Below are 16,277 nucleotides of genomic sequence, written 5' to 3'. Positions count from 1 at the left end.
CGGTGGACGACAGCAGCCTCCCAGGATCGAAAGGAGTCGGTGGGCCATGGCGCGATCATAGCGGCGCAGGCGACACAAAGCGAGAACAACCACCGTTGGTATCCCCATGTCCGTGGAAAATCTCCGACTGATGCCGGCGACCTATAGGTCGGAAAACGGCTCGAGCTTTTTCGGGCTTATCTTCGTCTCCTTGGGCAGCTCCGCAAGCAAGCGCCGGGCGAGATCGCCGAGCGGATCGGGCCGGTCCTGAGTGACGTGGACGAGCCACGCGATGGCGGAGCGGCCAGAGGCATTGCGCGCCTTGTGCTTCCCATTCCGGCCAAGCAGGGCGTTTCGCCACCCCTTCTCCGCAATCTCTGGGTCGATCTGACCGAGGATATTCTCGAAGGCTTCCGGCGCAACCTGTCGGCACACGCGCAGGAACGGCAAGGCGTCGTCGAAGAAGCTCGGGCTTTCCTTCGAGAGTGCCGCCGCCAGCAACGCGGGATGGTTGCCGAGCAGCGCCTGCACCAACTCCGGCCGACGCCTGTAAAACTCGGCGAGAACACCAGCGCCTAGCTGCCATCGGCCGGACAGGACGATCCGCGCGCCGCGTTCAATCTGACGAAATGCCGCCTTGGGCGCCATAAAGGCGAACCGTGCGTCGAGCTTGTCAATTTCCTCGATGTGCTTCTCGATCAGGCGGGCGACTTCCTTCCGTCCGGCTCGGCTCGCATGGCATTGCGCGAGGAAGTGGTCGGCATTGTGCGGTAGCTTTGCCCAGCCGTCGCCGACGGCCGCTTCGATTGCATCCCAGTCGAGCGCGGAGACGGTTTCCTCATATGCGCCCGGAAGCGACTTGCGCAGGACGTTTAACAATCCCGCTGCGCTCTGAAATCTGCGCGCCGTGACGCGCGAGAGCTCGCCTGCGAGCGCCTTCGGCTCCCATGCCGAGCACAATTGGCTGGCGATCGCCCGCGACCGCGCGGTCGGCGCCCATTTGCCCTTGTAGGCTCCCAGGGGATCGAAGACGCGAAGGCTTGCTTCGAAGACGTCCTCCAGCTGCCCGAAGGCGCCGATCGGGTCGGCCCGCATCCGTTCGGCGATCGCCGGCGCCAGTGTCTCGACGCAATCGAATCCGAACTCGCGATCCAGATAGGTGAACTGCGCACAGAACCATCCGGCGTGATAAAGCGGGCTCGAAGCCGGCCAATCGGCTACAAGCGCCAGGGCCTTCGCACGGTCGACGCGGGCGAGGTAGCGGGCGATCCATTCGGGCGTCAGCGCGCTGAAGGACTGCGACACCATTTTTGCGATCTCGCAGGCAAAATCCGCCGACGCTGGTTCCATGGCTTGGTTCAAGGCCTCCGCGATCGCCTCTGGGTTTGAAGCGCGGATGATCGAGCGGCCGAAGCGCCGGTTACGATAGGTGCCGTTGATGTAAGCCCCAACTCGGTACGCCGCCTCGGGCATCGGCGTGCTGAACCAGCGGGCGACCGTCTCGACCTGAGCCTTGGTGGGGCGCTCGAAATAATCGTCGATGTAAATGTCGATCTCGCGCAGCGCGTATGCCGCAGCAGCGATATCGGTCGGCGACTGAGCGCTCCAGCATCGATCGAGAAAGGGCTCGAGCAAGTCCCGCCGGATCAGAGGGGTCCAGATGATGTCGCGCCGGCTCATCCGGAATTGGGTTAGGAGGCTGGCGAGCCCTGCGAGGGGCATCTTCGGATCGGCCAGCGCATGGCCCATCATCGCGACGACCTGTTGACGCCCGTCCTTGTCTTGATCGGTCAGGATTGGGTCGAAAACTTCTGCAGAGAAGCGCTGGTGCGGGCAGCGCAGGTCGTTGGCGGCGAGGACGAGGCGTTGTTCGAGGAGCCAGGCGATAGCGCGCTCCGCCGCTTCCGGCGCAACCTGCGCGGCCGCGAGCAAGGGTGCGAGGTCGCTGGCGTTGGCCCGCGCATCGCGCGACGCGAGTTGGCGGATCGCTACGGCTCCCAGCACGATGTCTGCGTCGGCCGCACGGGCGGACGCGACGATCGACCGTACTCGGTGCCATCCGCCGCTCAGCACGAAGCAGAATTGCCACGGGAAGTCGGATTGGGCTGCGGCATCGAGCCGCCAGTCGATGCTCTCTTCGCCAAGCCCGTCGCCGATCCGATCATCGATCGTGCGAACCGCCGCCAGGGTCTCGTCGCGCCGGGCGCGCAACTCGTCGGCGATCACCCGGACCGCGCGCTTGGCATCGAGATGGATCGTGCCGGGCCGGGTGCCGGCGCCGTCAACGCTCGTGAAGGTCGACAGAAGGAGCTTGGTCGCTCTCGCGCTTTGCTCGGCAAGCGCGAGCTCATGAGTCGAGGCGAGATGGGCGTCATCGATGAGGTGAACGGTCGGCAGATCGTCGTCGGTCAGCTCGATCCGTGCGATTCCTGAGTCGGCCAGCCGCAGAACGCGATAACCCTTGCCGGCTAGGGTCTCGGCTGCCTGCAACGCGCAAACCGACTTTCCCGCGCCCGGCACGCCTGCAAGCCTCGCCGAGTAGCTTGCCGTCAGCTCCCGGATGAGATCGGCAGCTTCGGGCAATCGCGGGCATTCCATGGCGTCGGCCGCGCCGAGCGCCCGGCCGAGCAGCGCCGGACCCAAACCGCGGGCCTGATCGAAGCGGACCGGCTGCCAGATCCCATTCGCGTCCGTGGAAGTCGGGTTCGCCGCAACGGCGAACTGCTCGAACCTGCCGATCAACTCGTCGCGGCGAGGTAGCGCACGCACGGCGGCGAGCAGCTCCTGCATATGGCTACCGTGCTCGGGATAGAATTGCTCGATCACCTTGGGGTGTTCGCCCATCAGGGCGACCAGGGTTTCCCAGCCGAGCACATTGACCGGAAAGGTGCCCTGCGCTTCGCGTTCCGCCGAACGAACCCTGGCGTGCTTTTGCAGGACTCCATCGTTCGGCGCCGTGGTGGCAAGGATCCAATAGGCAGGCTCTGGCTGGAAATGCTCAGCCTTGGCGAGTTCGGTGTCGAACTCGGCGATCGTGACCGTCCCGCCATAGTTCGCATCCTTGCCTTTGCACTGGACGCAGTGCGTACCGGCATGGGGACCGCCTGCCCGTCCCCAGACGTCAACGCCATGCTGGGGCTGGCCCGTCCGACCGTTTTTCTGCGCGTAGGGATCGCCCCATACCGCCGCGAACAGGCCGCGGCACATATCCTCGAACCGGCCCCAGTCCTTGGGCGGTAGAATCTGGAGGGCGGTGAATTCCATCGCGCGCGGCCAGCTCGGAGCTATTCGGCCCGGGAAGCGGCCGCTTGCGCCGGGCGACGGCTCAGGTGCCAATCGCGGGCGCGCTCGATGCGAGCCTCGATCCATTCGGCAAGCACATCGACCTCATCGAGAGCTTTCGCCAGGCGGTCGGCGCTCACCTTGAGGGTCGGCATGAGCAACGAAGCCAGCGAACCTTCCTCCGACGTGAGAACCGACATCTCATCGTCGCCGATGAAGAATGGCCTAGGATGCTTCTCGAGCATCGCCTTGTCGTACCGCACGTCGAAGGAGGTAATGTCTTCACCGTGCTGGCCGCGATTGCGGGCCAAAACAACCTGTTCAATCAGGTTGCGATCAACTGGGCAATCGCTCCAATCGGTGTCAAGGATCTCGCCCAGCGCCGCGAAATAGGCGGGGACGAAGCCGTCTCGAAAGGCTGCCTTCCGATTTTCGAAGGAAAATCGGATGACCCGCTCTTCCAGCATCCTGAAATATAGCTTGAGGCTGTCGGAAAGCATTGAGATGCAGGCGATGCCCAGCACCTCCCGAGCGGTTTCCGCGTCCATCCATTCCGACAAATAGGGCGGGTCGGAATCCTCACTGTAGGGCCGATCGTCGAACGGCGGCAGCTCGTTCTCGATCCGGTGCTTGACGTCGGCGAACCCTTTCGCGCCTTCCGCATAGAAGAAGCGGATAAACTGGGTTCTGCTCTTCAAGAAGTAGAAAGCATCCATGCCCTTACGAATCCACCATTTTGTCTTGACTGAGCAAGTAGGAAATTGAGGAATCTTCGCATTCGAGGCAAACACCGTTCAGGCAATATCCTGTCACTCGGGAACACTCTCTCATTGGCAGCAATCCGGCATCTGCGGAAGTTTCAGGAGCTTGAGAGACGCTCTCTGACAGAATAAGCGGCGGATTTTCAGTGTCATGGTTAGATTTACCGAACGAGACGTTTGCGGCGCGTTGTGGGCAAGGGCATCGACTGGCCGGACGGCAGCTAACCGCCGTCCGGCCTCTGATTCCAGGAAGTCGCGAAGTCCGAGATGTTCAGGCCCTATCCGATCGACATCCGCTTTCAGGGTCGTCGGATAAGTCATCGAACGACTGAGATGAGGGCGCAAAGCCGTCATCGGTTCGCGCGCTGCTCCGCACGTTGAATGGCAGAGCGACTGACACCCATCTTCGCTGCGACGGATGCCAGTGAAGCACCCGCCTGTCGCAAAGAAATTGCCTCCTGCTCCTGCTCGTCCGTCATGGCACGAGGTCGCCCTAATTTCTGTCCCTCAGCCTTTGCACGCCGCAAGCCAGCTTGGGTTCGTTCAACGAGAAGGTCACGTTCGAATTCGGCGACCGCGTTGATCACCGACATCGTCATTTTTCCCGCAGCACTCGTGAGATCAACTCCACCAAGCGCAAGGCAATGTACGCGAACATTTTGTGATGCCAGCAGTTCGACGGTGGTGCGGACATCGATTGCGTTGCGCCCGAGACGATCGAGCTTCGTGACGATCAGGACATCATCCCAATCGAGTTTGTCGACTAGCTTCTTGAACCCGCTGCGCTGCAGGGCGGGGACCGAGCCCGAAATAGTCTCGCAGATTGCTCTACGCGGTTCCACGCGGAAGCCAGCCGCTTCGATCTCGGCTAGCTGATTTTCGGTCGTCTGTTCGTTGGTGCTGACGCGGCAATATGCAAATGTTCGCGACATAACTTCTCTCCTCGTGTCGAAAGCGTGTCACGAAACAAATTAATGTATCGAAAAGCGTTGATCCATATTTCGTACAAAACGATCCGAGGAGCGGCAACTGTGTCAGAAACGCTCCCTTTCGAGCTGCCGGCAAAGCAATCTCTGGCTTTTGCAATTCAGCTGATGCGTGCTTTGCATCCCAATTGTTGCAATCTAGCCTCCCTACAGCCCAGCCCAACAGCTGCAGTTCACTGATCCGCAGCGTCAAGCAAGTCAGAGCAACCGCGTTGCGCAAACCTTTCGCAAGAACTCAACCATCGGCACTGAACTCGGTTCGGCGGAAAGCGCCACCTCCAGATCGGTGCGCCGCAGACGCAACCGACTGGTCGCCAGCGCGAGCAAGAATTCCGCCGCCGCGCCGCCGCGTTCCGTGCCTGCAGCGAGGATGATGCGGCGGATAAGACGTCCTAGCTCCCGGCTGTCAGTCGGCGCGTCCACCAAGTTCATCTCATAGGGATGGGCGGCGCGAAGAATGCTCGCCTGGATGATGTCGTCGTTGAACCGACCGAAATTTTCCGGAGCCAATACAGTCTGTTGGAACCAGTTGCTCTTTAACGCCGACTTTTGCGTCCGATGGGCGTTGGCGCGAAGCCGTTGCAGCACTGAGGCAACGGTGAAATAGACATCAGCCTGGCTGTGCGCGCGCGTAGGTACTCCGTCGGGCCAGAATACGAACCCGGGCTGAAGCGACAGCTTTCGAGTGCCGCTGTTTGCCAAGAACAGGTCAGTGTCGAGCGCTTGGGACGTCCTGCGCAACCGCGCGACGCGCGCGTGTACCACAGGGGCGATCCGAAATGGGATGAGCCTTTCAACATCCGGATCGATCAGCAACCTGAGCTCCTCGGCCCAGGGATTATGCTCACTGGAAAGCGGAAGCGTCATCCGCTCTACTTCGATCATCTGATAGGGATAGGGATTAACGGTCTGAACGAGGGTGCGCTCAAGAGCTTCGCGACGCGGCTCGGCCGTGGTTTTGGAGAATCCAGCTAGGTACAGCAAAGGAGCCTTCGGCGCGATCGTGCGCAGGTCCCTGCTGATATCGAGCAAGCTCCGGCCGCTCTCGATCACGACGGCGGCGATCGCGATCGCCGTCTCGGTTGAGGCAGGGATCGTTTCCAGATCACCACGCGGCACGACGACCGTCGCAGGCGAGACCGCGTCCGCGATTTTCTGCGCGAATGGCACCGATGCCTCGTCTACCGCAATCACATGCCGCAAGCTCGCCGGGAGCGATCGACGTGAGACATAGTCGAGCCGCTGCTGGAATTCCGTATGAGCAAGCAGGGCAATCGGCTCGACGTTGAACTGCCGTGGCTGCCGGCCGACCGACTTGCCAAGACCAACGGTGAACAGTCCGCCCCCCGCGAACCGCTCCATCAGCCCACCCAGCCCGGCCGGGGCATCGCTCTTAGCGATGAGCAGCGATTCCTGCTGCGGTCCGGCAAACTCGAACTGATCGCCGTGCAACTTGATCGCGTGTGAGCCTGTTCTGCACATCCTGCAGCCGTCCGGGCCTTCAACCGAGGGGGGCGTCGCGACGCCCTCTTCATTCTGGCGCGCATCCTTGCGCAGGTCGCAAACGATGTTCGAGCCGCTGCGATCGGTGCCGAGGAACAGTAGATGCGTGACTTGGGCCGGGGCAAACCCGTGCTCGGCGATAAGGTGCGACGCAAGTGAGCCGCTCGAAGATGCCGATATCAGCACAAGCGAGTCCGCGAGACGAGTAAAACGGTAATCGCGAGCGCCAGCATAGGATGAGAAGTTGTCCGCAAGGATCGGGACCGACCCTGCAAAAGATGACCGTTGCTCGTTGATCGCCGCCACCACTGCGTAGAGCGACGGCGTGTCGAGATAGGCGGTCGTTGCGCGGCTGGCGACGTAAGGGAGCGTGCAAAATCCGATGAATGCTATTTCGGCGCCACGTGCAAGAATGTTGGAGAGCCGGATGAAGCGCTCTGTGTGGCGACCGGACGGGTTCTCAAAATGATACGTCGCCGTGGATTCGACGAAACCGTGGCGGGCGTTGAAGATGCTGGTGATCGCGCGCCGCTTGAAGTCGGCTAGCTTCACCCTGCGCTTGGAAGCCGGGCCGGTGACGTGTGTGCGCCGCGCTTCGGCGCCCGCGCAGTCATAACCGATCAACGTCACGGTCGCCCGTCCGGCAAGCCGCGCGATTGTGGCGACATTCTGCGAATCTTCGCCCAGCGCCTGTTGGGTAGCATAAAACGCAGGATCGCGCACGAGCAGCACAACCTCGTCGGGTACCAGGTTCTGTTCCACCTCACGTTCGATCACCGTGGCGAAGGCCTCGGGATCAAGTGCTGGAGTCGCCACGAACACGAGCAATACATCGTGGGACCACGCCTTGCGGGCGATTTCGAAGCGGAACGGAAAGATCGAGTTCATCATGCCCGCTGCATCGGAATGAGTATCGTCATGAGACTGCCCGCGACCGGCGCGAGCGCGGCGAGGCCGGCCTGCTCATAACGGCGCAGTGCGCCATCGGCCGCATGCTCCTCGTCCGAAAAGTCGATAAAGAAGGACAGACGACCAGTTCGAAGTCGCAAGAACCCTTTTTGCCGGCGGAGCAAGCGCAGCACATGGGGAAGCCCTTCGCCGAACCGACTCTGGCCTTTCGCGCTGCCCTTCCCGAAGCAGGCCCGAACCGCATTGTCTTCATCCTCGAGCGAGAGATCCGGAAGAGCGGAGCCAGTCCAGGTCGCTGCGAAGCCGGGCCCAGAATCGAGCACGGACAGTTCGAACAAGTGGGTGAAGACTGCGCCTTGAGGCACCGTCAGCGCATCGCAGTAGCGGGCGAGTGGTGCATACTCGCCCACGATCCGCGCGAGTTGATCTGGCGCCATGGCGTGATGGTTGGTCTTAATGGCTCGGATCGACACATCAAGCAGGTCGCCTGCGATATCGGTGAGCGCGTGATCCTCAGTATTCTTGAAGATCTCGAATAGCATCGCCCCAATGGCATCGGCGGCGTCCGCTGGCACATGGTCGCGGTAGCTGCCGCGGATCGCGCCTCGCAGAAGCCAGCTTGCCAAATCTCGGAAATTCTCACGCGGGCGCAGGCCTGAGCCACCAAGCGCGCCGGGTAGATAGAGCAAGTACGGTGTATCCCGCCCAAGGTGATCGGCGCATACGATCTCCGCCGATGCGCCGCGATAGCCTCGCTTGGGCCGCTCGCTCTGTAGTTGATCAAGGCGCGCGAGTGCGGCGCCGTGGAGCGCTGTCGCTATCGAGCCCGTTTGCCCGTGGCCGGTTGCCTTTTTTGCGCACAGCCCTGCGACCAGCCCAGGAAGGCGTCGCACGAAACCGCCGATCTGTTCAGGTGACTCAATGAATGTCTCGAGCAGTGCGTCTGGATTCTGCTGAGCCCAGCTTATGATTACCTGAGTCAGGGCGGCTTCCGCACCGCCAGCAAGGTGGCGGATATTGCTCGGCAGTCGTAGCGGCTCGCCCGCAGGTGCCTGAGAGAGGCTTGTCAACGCGCGCTCGCTGGCGGCGATTGTAGATTGAGCTGTGATTCGCACTAAGCCTCCCGTTGTGTGCTTTGTGCGACAACATTGACTTAGCGTCCAGCAGCGCGAACGTCGACATCGGCGAACCTTTCTAGTCGTGGTACGCCGCCCCTGGTGGGGGAAACAAATCTCGCAAGATCAGGCGCGGGATCTAACATCTAGACGAGGCTAGCGTGCGCGTGCGTTTTGCCGACCCCGGCGAAGGGTGCAGCTCAAAAGTACACGTTCGCACTCCACCAGCTTTCGCTGAAAGCGGTCAAGCTGCAAGCGGCCCACCTCCGGCCAATATCCGGGACGCCCGTCTACTTCCGCTGCTAGTTTGCCGAAGCAAGTCGTCGGTGTTCGGCCCGGTGGCAGCTGGCGCAGAGACACACGACGTCGGCAAGCGTCGTAACTGTGCCCTCCTCCGCCGTTTGATGAAGTGGCGTCGTATGGTGGATCTCAAATACCGCATCCGCGATGCCGTCGGGGTAGACTTCGTACCAGTCGATGGCGCAGCCCTCGGCCTCGCATACGAGGCGACCGCCGTTCGCGGCTTTCACCGCCTTGCGCTTCTCGCGAGCCACGGCGGAATTGCGACGGCGTTCGTTGCGCAGATGTGAGACGATGCGCATGTCACCTTCGGCCCAGCTGCGCTCTTCATCGTCGTTGAGAACCGAGTCCTGGGCTCGGTCCGCATCGGGACTGTCCGGATCGTCTTCACCCTCAATCTTCGGCACGATCGAGTAGCCAGCCTCCTCAATCGCGGTGAAGCAAGGCTTCCCGAAACCGGCGGCGAAGTGCGTCGGGAAAGCCTCAAGAGCCAGTCCCTCTTCCGCCGCGAGGCCATAGAGCGCCTTGGGCGCCAGGCGGCGCCCAGCTTCGACGATCACGTCGTAATCCGTCGACGGAGCGAAATTCGGGGCACGGTCGCCCGCAAGCATACGCGCGGCGGCTTTGCGCACGTGATCGGGCCCGATGCCTTGCACCTCTTTCGGGCCGAAACGATCGTGCCGTGGCCGGACAGGCTTTGGCCGAAGTTCGGGCGTTCCGCGAACGGCAAGAAGCAGCGCGACGCCCGAAAGGCCCTCGACTTGGATGCGCAAGCGACGGTATGATCCATTGCTCGAGGAGTTGGCATTCATTGCGCGAAGGATGGCTCTGAATAGTTCCGCTGGATCGCTGGGAAAATTGGAGCTGTTGCCTATGATCCGATCTGCCAGTGGTAAATGTGCGAACGGGCGGCTGTCGAGAAAGGCCTTGAATGCTGCGCGGCGCGCGGCGAGGCGCTTCAGGATTGCCTCGAGCGCGGGACGATAGTCCGGATTGCGTCCATCGGCCTTGAGTCCGCTGCGGCTGTGAAGGACAAGGTCACTGCCGTCGATATCCACCCGAGCTCTCAGAAGTAAGCCGTCGTCGCCAGCGATGAGAAATGTATGGTCCATTCGGCGTGTCGAGCGTGAAACGCCGGTTTTCGCAAGCGAAACCGCATACCGTTGCGGCTCGCGGCGCTTGTTATTAAGGGTGTCAAGCGCCGGCATAAGCGCGCAAAGAGAAAAATCTGGTTCGGTGCCTCCGCTGCTACCAGTGGATTGCCTCTTCCCGCCCTCTTCAAGATATGGCCTCCGAAAGCGGGATTGTCGTCGCGCCAACCTAGAAAGCTACGCGAAACGGTGGTCGTTCGAGGCTAACGGCCCAAGAAATAGCAACCTTGCATCATCCACAGAAATCCATCTACGTCTTGGGCATCGACGCCCATGATCGCGCTGTCGTCGAAGCGAACTCCCCACGTCCCGCCATTCGCCTCGCAAGCCTTTTGCTTGTCGGCCATTGCCTGTCGTTGCCTCAGTGCCTCCGCGCGGCCAGCGGCCGAGTTGCGGTACGCTTCGCGCTCGGCTCTCCTCTGCTCAAGTTCTGCCTCTCTCACCCTTGCGCTGGCGCGATCAGCGATTGCCTGCAATCGCGCTTCACTCAACGTGAAGAACGTGTCGCCATAGGAAACTCGCAGGGTGGATTGCTCGCCGAGCGCAGCTTCTTCGGTGAAAGTGGGAAGCCCGACAAACTGGGCCGTCCAACCATCGGCAGAACTGGGATCCAAATATACGATATAGCTGATCGGAAACCGCAAGCGTTCGACGCGTCCGCTCGCGATACACTTCAAACCATTCTCAATCCGACTTGCAGCTTCGACATTGTGCAATTGCGCGGGAAACCGTTTGGCAGGCTCCTGCCACGTGTCGTTCACGGGCGCTTCCTGGCCGCTATAGATCGCGCGGTTACGAGCGGACAGGCGGGCGGTTTCTCGACGAATTTGTTCGAGCTGGGCTGCATATCCTGTCAGCGGGGCATTGCCCTCGTTGAAGACGGTTTGCCCGATGTTATCGAGCAAGCCGTATCGATTTGCTTCTGCTGAAAGATATTGTTCAATCTCTGATTTCGGGAGTGCGCAAGCAGCCTCTGGGTTCGAACGAATGTAGAAGGCGATTTTCCCCAACAGTCGTTCTCGGTCGGCCTCCTCCAAGCTTTGATGCTGAGAGTGCGCCACTGATGCTGAAGCCATTGGGACGGCGATAGCGGCAGCTTTCCAGCTGATGCGTCCGATTGCTTGCAGCAATCGGCGAACCCCTCTCGCCAAGTCTCGATATGGTACTGCTTGCCCGGTCATTCGCGCTGATACCTCCTGTTCATGTGGAGGCACCGGTGCGAGCCGGGTGCTAGTAACCTCGAGTAGACCCAAGGCGCCGCCACCTTTAGGCGAGCCCTGGACATACGTGACGGCCACCCGGCCGAAACATGTCGACCGGCGTCTACTTTCAGAGGTTACTAGGCCTCCCCCACGGGACTGACCGTAGGTGGAAAAACTATGTGGCGAGCCGACCGGAATTGCAAGACGATCTACCATGGCGCTCACCACTCCGTCGCCGTCATGACGGTGAGGACGCGCGCGGTTCTCGATGGATCGGCAGGGTCATCCGACCCGTATTTCAGGTCCCTATCGTAGTAGTCGATCTTCCAGAGCAGGTCCGTGCCCCACAGTTTAAGGTCCCCGAAGTCGCGTTCGCCATGAGGATCGTTATCGGCGTCAAAGCTATTGTAGGCTGCAAGTGCCTCGGTCAGCATTTGCAAGTTGTACCCTGTGATGCCGAGAACGCCCTGCGTGACCATGATGGTCCCTCCAATGCCGTCCTTGCGGAGTCGGTCATTAAGCCTCGCTATTGTCTCAGCACGAGGTAGCGCCACTTCCGCCACGGCGATCACCTCCGCACCAGGTTCAACAGCAGGTCGATTTCCGGCTTGGCGGCAATGGAGAGTTCGACGGCTTCGCGTACCGGCGCCATCGCATCCTCGAAATCGTCTGTCGGTAGAGCCTTTGCCAACAAATCGGCGTTAATGACGATAGGCAGGTAGACCCGCTTTCCGCCGGGATCGATCTTAAACCCCTTCTTGCGGAGCTTGGCGATCAGACCCTCATCGCCTTCCAGTTTCATGAAGTAGTGACTGAGGCCTTCGCGGAAAGTGAGTTCCAGGCTTAGTTCAGTCGGGCCAGCACCGAGGGCCGCGGCAATCCAGGTATGGTCTTGATCGTCCCGGGCACGTTCGACGATCTCAAGCCAGGCGTCTCCCCGACCGATGCGTTTGGTGGGCTTCCAGTCCGGGTGGGAAAGATAAGCGCTCCATGCCGTGCTCTCGATCGTGAAGGGCTCGGGCGCGGCGACCTTCATCGAGATAGTAATCATGCGGATCAACCAGTCGCTCAGGTAGCCATCGGCAAGTCGGAAATCCCGCTCGAGTTGTGTGATGTTCCTGACGATGCGGCCCACGATTTCCGGGTCCTTCGCCATAGCCAAGTCGTTCTGCTCTGTGGTGCTCACACCCAGTCTCCTTCGGTTCAATGATGTCGGGAAGGCGTCAGCAGCGCCACGTCGGAAACCGAATGCGACCGACCAACGCTGCCGAATCGAGTTTACGGGGGTGGAATGCGTTGATCCATATTCGGAGCAGGCCCACGTGGCCTAACAGCTACGAGTGCTGAGGTGCCCCGCTGATTTTCCTCCACGCTCGATTAGAGTCCGGCCCTTGATGGAAGGGCGGACGAGATGAGGCGTAACTGGTTTTCAGAAGAGCAGTGTGTTGAAGGAGGCGGATGCGGGAGCGAGGCTCGCCGAGATGGCTTCCGACAAGGTAAAGGTCGGCAGCGCTACCTCGGCCTTTCTCGGAGCGGCGCGATTGCAGGTCTGATCAAGGACGCTGCTCTGGGAAGCTTCTAGTTTTCACGCCAAATTCGAGCGCGCTGCTGATTGCTTGTCCAACTGCGTTCGCCGCGACTAGAGCTGGATCGGCATCCACGTGGGCGTAGCGCTGTGTCGTTTGTGCTTGGCTGTGTCCGAGCAGGCGGCCAATTACCGGCAGCGAGGCGCCTTGGCCGACAGCCACGCTGGCTACGGTGTGCCTGAGGTCGTGCAAACGAACTCCGTCGAGCCCGGCGCGGGCACAGAGCTTCGTCCAAGGCTTTCGTAAGTTGACCATCCGCCCAAGCTTTCCGCCCCCCGGGAACACAAACTTGCCGCTACAGGAATTTTCCGCCTGCTCTTTGAGCACTGCAACTGCGGCATCGTTCAGGAAGATCGGCTTCGCCCCTGACTTGCTATCGGGCAGAGATATCAGATTTCGCTCATAATCGACCCAGTTCCATTCCAAACTCAGAACCTCGGTAAGCCTGGCGCCTGTGAACAATAGAAGGCGAACCGCGTTTGCGGCGCCTTGAGTGATTTCGCCTTCAACAACCGACAATTGTAGCGCTTCGCCAAGCTTCACCAGCTCGTCCCTACTGAGATAGCGGCTGCGCGGCTTCTCACTGAAGCGCTCGACGTGACGGCACGGATTGGAACCGGCCGGGCGATGTTCCCAAACTTCCGCGAGTGTCATGAGCCGCGAGAGGAGCGCCAGAACCCTATTTGCCCGGTAGGGTGTGGCTCGTAGCCGTTTGTGGCACCGATCGACATCACTCCGTGATATCTGGTGTACCGCCATTTGACCGAAGGCGGGACTGATCACTTTATCCCATTGCCGCTCATAGTCGTAACGGGTTCGCGGCTTTCGCCTGGGTAGATGATCCCTTGTATATCGCGCCCAAACATCAGCTAAAGTTGTAGCGCTGCGTCCGCTCACTCGTTCGCCTTGAGGGTCCTCCCCTCTGGCGACCGCGGCCAGTACCTGTTGAGCAAATTTGCGAGCTTGGTCCGGCGTTAGCTTTCCGTGTCGGCCGAGCGTCAGCCAACGTTGCTTTGCGGAGCGTCCGCCGCCGTTCACCCTATATTTCACGACGTAGCTTTTGACGCCCCGACTCGAGCATTTAACACCAAAGCCAGGGAGCGTCATATCCCAGAGGAACGCTGGTTTGCCTGCGTCGGCGACGAGCGCATCTACATTGCTCTTCGTTATTTTCAGCGCAGTCGCCATCACCATCCTTTGGCAACCACATAGCAACCACGCGGTGGAGTATGCAAGGGCAATCAGTATCGCTGCGGCTCACGCGCGCGAAGCGAAAAGCAAGTCAAATCAAGGGCTAGTAGCAGGGCAGAGCAACCGGGGGTACTCCATGGCATTCGCCGAGATTTGACTTTTAATCAGTAGGTCGCTGGTTCGAACCCAGCAGGGCTCACCACCTTTTCAATGCCTTAGGCGCATTTTTGTTGAGTGCGGGAGCGAAACGCACCCTAAAAGGATTCACCTGGGATTCACCGTTTAGTTCAACGAGGCTTGCTGTGTAGCGGCAAGAAGACGGTTCTCGCATCATCTGGCGGGTCGCTAGCAAATGCCGACCGAATCTCCGGAACCGAGCGTCGTACTGTCCGCCTCCTCGCGGTGCGTTCTAGAATCGCCTCCGCAAAAAGTCTGCAGCGCGTGACCACCTCACGAGGTTCTCGAGCAGGTACGTCCCGAGTCAGCATGGTCTCATCGCAGGTTCTTCGAGAGAGGATGCGATGTCTCCGATCTGCTCGTCAGTCAGTTTGTCGAGTTGTTCGAGGGGAGTCAGAGACGCATCGTAGTTTTTGATCTCCTCCGGGCGCGCGGCAATCCACTCCGCGATCTCCCTCATGAGTCGCTCGTTGGCCACGCCATGCCCGCTCGTCCCTCCAAACAACGGGCTGTAGATGGAGGACAGCGCTAGCCTTGCATTCCGCGCGAACCGGAGCTCCGATAGCTTTGCACGGTATTCGAGTTCAGCGTTCTCCAGTTCACAAGGCCCCGCGAAGGTAGCCTGGTCCAGGACATGCCGCCCCTCGTGAGCGGTGATCGCGCTCTCTACGAGGGCATCGTAGTAAGCCTTCTTGAATGCCATTTCGAAGTTGTCTTCGGAGCTCAAGGTCGCACGCACCTCATCGGCCAGAGCGTCGATGCCGGCCAGCCGGAGACGAGATCGCACTCCGCTCAAGAATGCTATTGGTGTGCTGGCCGCTATCCTCCGGTCGCTGAGGCGCTCCGCCTCAGCCTCCGCATACGCGTTCTCTCGCGCGGCACCGGGACGGGCGATCCGGGCGAAGCCATCAATCAATGTGAGATAGCGAGGTCGAACCTGGACGATCGTCGCGCCATCGACCGCCCAGCCTCCCGGGGCCGAAGCACCATCCATCAGCCAGGCCGAGAATGAGTTATGGATCATATTGTCCAGCACGATGAAACGGATTTCGCCGCTGCGGTTGTCCTGCGTCACCTTCTGACGCTCATCTACGACAACATGACCCAAGTGAACGCCCGACACGCCGTTGGACTTGCCCGGTTCCGTTCCCCATAGTCCGAACTCGCGGTACAGCGCGTCCTGCCACCCCACGCCTTGAGCGAGTTGCTCGGCGGCACTCGCCAGGATGGCCGTCAGCTTCTTCTCGTAGGCGTCCTCATCGGCGGGGCCCTTGCGCGCATATCGACGGTCGTGTGCGAGAATTTCGCTCGTGAGAGCGTCATGTAGGTCCAAGTAGACGCCGATGGGTTCCCATCCCTCAACTCGCGCCAGCTGCCGCCGCTCAGCGTAGGCACGTAGATCCTCGTGAAAGCCTGAGCGCATCAGCAAGCCCGCGAGCCGAAGCGCAGCGCCAGTGGCCGGCTGTGGCGCGAGCCCTTCGCGAAACACGCGAGGAACGTCCGCTGCTATTGCCTCGGGAGCATGCGTGCGGTCATCGAGCCAGAAATAGTCCCGCCAGCCGGCCAGCGCGACATGCGCGTCCGCTGCCAGGATACCCAGCGCCAACCTCAGTTTCGCTCCCTGCGCCGAGAAGCGCACAGGCTCCGGAAGCGCATTCAATTGGCGCAGTGCTGCGACCGCTGCCGAACGCTGCGGTCCCTCGCCCGCGAGTTCGAGCGCCGCAAGCTGCAGCGAGCGGATGCCTTCAAGTGCGACACCGGGCTCGGTCCCGAGGCACTGGGTTTCCAAGCGTGCGAGGACGGGGGCGGGCTCGGGGAGCGGACCCGCGTTCCGGATGCGGGCGTACAGATGAGCTGCTGGGCAGGGGTCGGGATCCTCCCGGAGACTCGCGGCGAGTATCGCAAGTGCCCCGTCGCGCTGACCATCCACGAGCCAGGCAATTCGCGCCAGCTCCCGGTTCGCAGCGGCTCTATCCTTGGCAGGTGCGGCCGGGTCCGAGGCGACCTCGCGATAGAGCGTCTCCGCTTTGTTCACATCGTAGACGCCGTAAGCGGCCTGGGCTTCGGCCAAGGTGGAAGCCGCGCCCGCACTGGGAATGATGCTAAGCAGCAGGCCGAAAAGCAGTGTTCTCATG

Annotated in this window: 11 protein-coding genes and 1 tRNA gene; 1 reads left to right on the top strand and 11 read right to left on the bottom strand. The window is 61.0% G+C overall.

Annotation, left to right across the window (positions count from 1 at the left end):
• Positions 1-141: 141 nt before the first annotated feature.
• The 10 genes from ETX26_RS10045 to ETX26_RS10000 form a co-directional block, all read right to left on the bottom strand.
• Complete coding sequence (locus ETX26_RS10045) at positions 142-3,243, bottom strand: hypothetical protein (RefSeq protein WP_129524555.1); 3,102 nt, start codon at positions 3,241-3,243, stop codon at positions 142-144.
• A 20-nt stretch (positions 3,244-3,263) separates the two neighbouring features.
• Positions 3,264-3,977 carry a hypothetical protein gene (locus ETX26_RS10040; protein ID WP_129524554.1) on the bottom strand — a complete coding sequence of 238 codons (714 nt, stop codon included), beginning with the start codon at positions 3,975-3,977 and terminating at the stop codon, positions 3,264-3,266.
• Positions 3,978-4,372: 395 nt separating this feature from the next.
• Positions 4,373-4,954 carry a recombinase family protein gene (locus tag ETX26_RS10035; protein ID WP_129524553.1) on the bottom strand — a complete coding sequence of 194 codons (582 nt, stop codon included), beginning with the start codon at positions 4,952-4,954 and terminating at the stop codon, positions 4,373-4,375.
• A 252-nt stretch (positions 4,955-5,206) separates the two neighbouring features.
• Positions 5,207-7,402 (bottom strand): hypothetical protein, encoded by a 2,196-nt coding sequence (locus ETX26_RS10030; protein WP_129524552.1) that lies wholly within the window; start codon positions 7,400-7,402, stop codon positions 5,207-5,209.
• The gene (locus ETX26_RS10025) at positions 7,399-8,535 is read right to left on the bottom strand and encodes a hypothetical protein (protein ID WP_129524551.1); all 1,137 of its coding nucleotides are present in this window, start codon (positions 8,533-8,535) and stop codon (positions 7,399-7,401) included. Before ETX26_RS10025 ends, ETX26_RS10030 begins: the two co-directional genes overlap by 4 nt.
• Before the next feature lie 302 nt (positions 8,536-8,837).
• Complete coding sequence (locus tag ETX26_RS10020) at positions 8,838-10,043, bottom strand: HNH endonuclease (protein ID WP_129524550.1); 1,206 nt, start codon at positions 10,041-10,043, stop codon at positions 8,838-8,840.
• A gap of 146 nt (positions 10,044-10,189) precedes the next feature.
• Positions 10,190-11,116 (bottom strand): hypothetical protein, encoded by a 927-nt coding sequence (locus ETX26_RS10015; RefSeq protein WP_129524549.1) that lies wholly within the window; start codon positions 11,114-11,116, stop codon positions 10,190-10,192.
• Positions 11,117-11,409: 293 nt separating this feature from the next.
• Complete coding sequence (locus tag ETX26_RS10010) at positions 11,410-11,667, bottom strand: DUF3768 domain-containing protein (RefSeq protein ID WP_129524548.1); 258 nt, start codon at positions 11,665-11,667, stop codon at positions 11,410-11,412.
• A gap of 89 nt (positions 11,668-11,756) precedes the next feature.
• Entirely contained in the window at positions 11,757-12,374 is a 618-nt protein-coding gene (locus ETX26_RS10005) for a hypothetical protein (protein WP_129524547.1), read from the bottom strand.
• A 367-nt stretch (positions 12,375-12,741) separates the two neighbouring features.
• Positions 12,742-13,962, bottom strand: a complete 1,221-nt coding sequence (locus tag ETX26_RS10000; RefSeq protein ID WP_129524546.1) for a tyrosine-type recombinase/integrase — start codon at positions 13,960-13,962, stop codon at positions 12,742-12,744.
• A 130-nt stretch (positions 13,963-14,092) separates the two neighbouring features.
• On the opposite strand from ETX26_RS10000, the gene ETX26_RS09995 reads away from it, so the two are divergent.
• Positions 14,093-14,167: transfer RNA gene (locus tag ETX26_RS09995), tRNA-Lys, on the top strand.
• Between the two features lie 279 nt (positions 14,168-14,446).
• Here the strand turns inward: ETX26_RS09995 and ETX26_RS09990 are convergent.
• Positions 14,447-16,276 (bottom strand): hypothetical protein, encoded by a 1,830-nt coding sequence (locus ETX26_RS09990; protein ID WP_129524545.1) that lies wholly within the window; start codon positions 16,274-16,276, stop codon positions 14,447-14,449.
• Position 16,277 lies beyond the last annotated feature (1 nt).

Source organism: Pelagerythrobacter rhizovicinus (genome assembly GCF_004135625.1).
GTDB lineage: Bacteria > Pseudomonadota > Alphaproteobacteria > Sphingomonadales > Sphingomonadaceae > Pelagerythrobacter > Pelagerythrobacter rhizovicinus.
The sequence above is the reverse complement of the archived record's forward strand: the minus strand, read 5'-3'. Positions and strand labels throughout refer to the sequence as shown.

What these genes read in the sequence shown, in the direction of transcription:
- ETX26_RS10035 (WP_129524553.1), bottom strand. Translation starts at nt 4,954, where the DNA reads ATGTCGCGAACATTTGCATATTGCCGCGTCAGCACCAACGAACAGACG.
- ETX26_RS10010 (WP_129524548.1), bottom strand. Translation starts at nt 11,667, where the DNA reads ATGGTCACGCAGGGCGTTCTCGGCATCACAGGGTACAACTTGCAAATG.
- ETX26_RS10040 (WP_129524554.1), bottom strand. Translation starts at nt 3,977, where the DNA reads ATGGATGCTTTCTACTTCTTGAAGAGCAGAACCCAGTTTATCCGCTTC.
- ETX26_RS10000 (WP_129524546.1), bottom strand. Translation starts at nt 13,962, where the DNA reads ATGGCGACTGCGCTGAAAATAACGAAGAGCAATGTAGATGCGCTCGTC.
- ETX26_RS10030 (WP_129524552.1), bottom strand. Translation starts at nt 7,402, where the DNA reads ATGATGAACTCGATCTTTCCGTTCCGCTTCGAAATCGCCCGCAAGGCG.
- ETX26_RS10020 (WP_129524550.1), bottom strand. Translation starts at nt 10,043, where the DNA reads ATGCCGGCGCTTGACACCCTTAATAACAAGCGCCGCGAGCCGCAACGG.
- ETX26_RS09990 (WP_129524545.1), bottom strand. Translation starts at nt 16,276, where the DNA reads ATGAGAACACTGCTTTTCGGCCTGCTGCTTAGCATCATTCCCAGTGCG.
- ETX26_RS10045 (WP_129524555.1), bottom strand. Translation starts at nt 3,243, where the DNA reads ATGGAATTCACCGCCCTCCAGATTCTACCGCCCAAGGACTGGGGCCGG.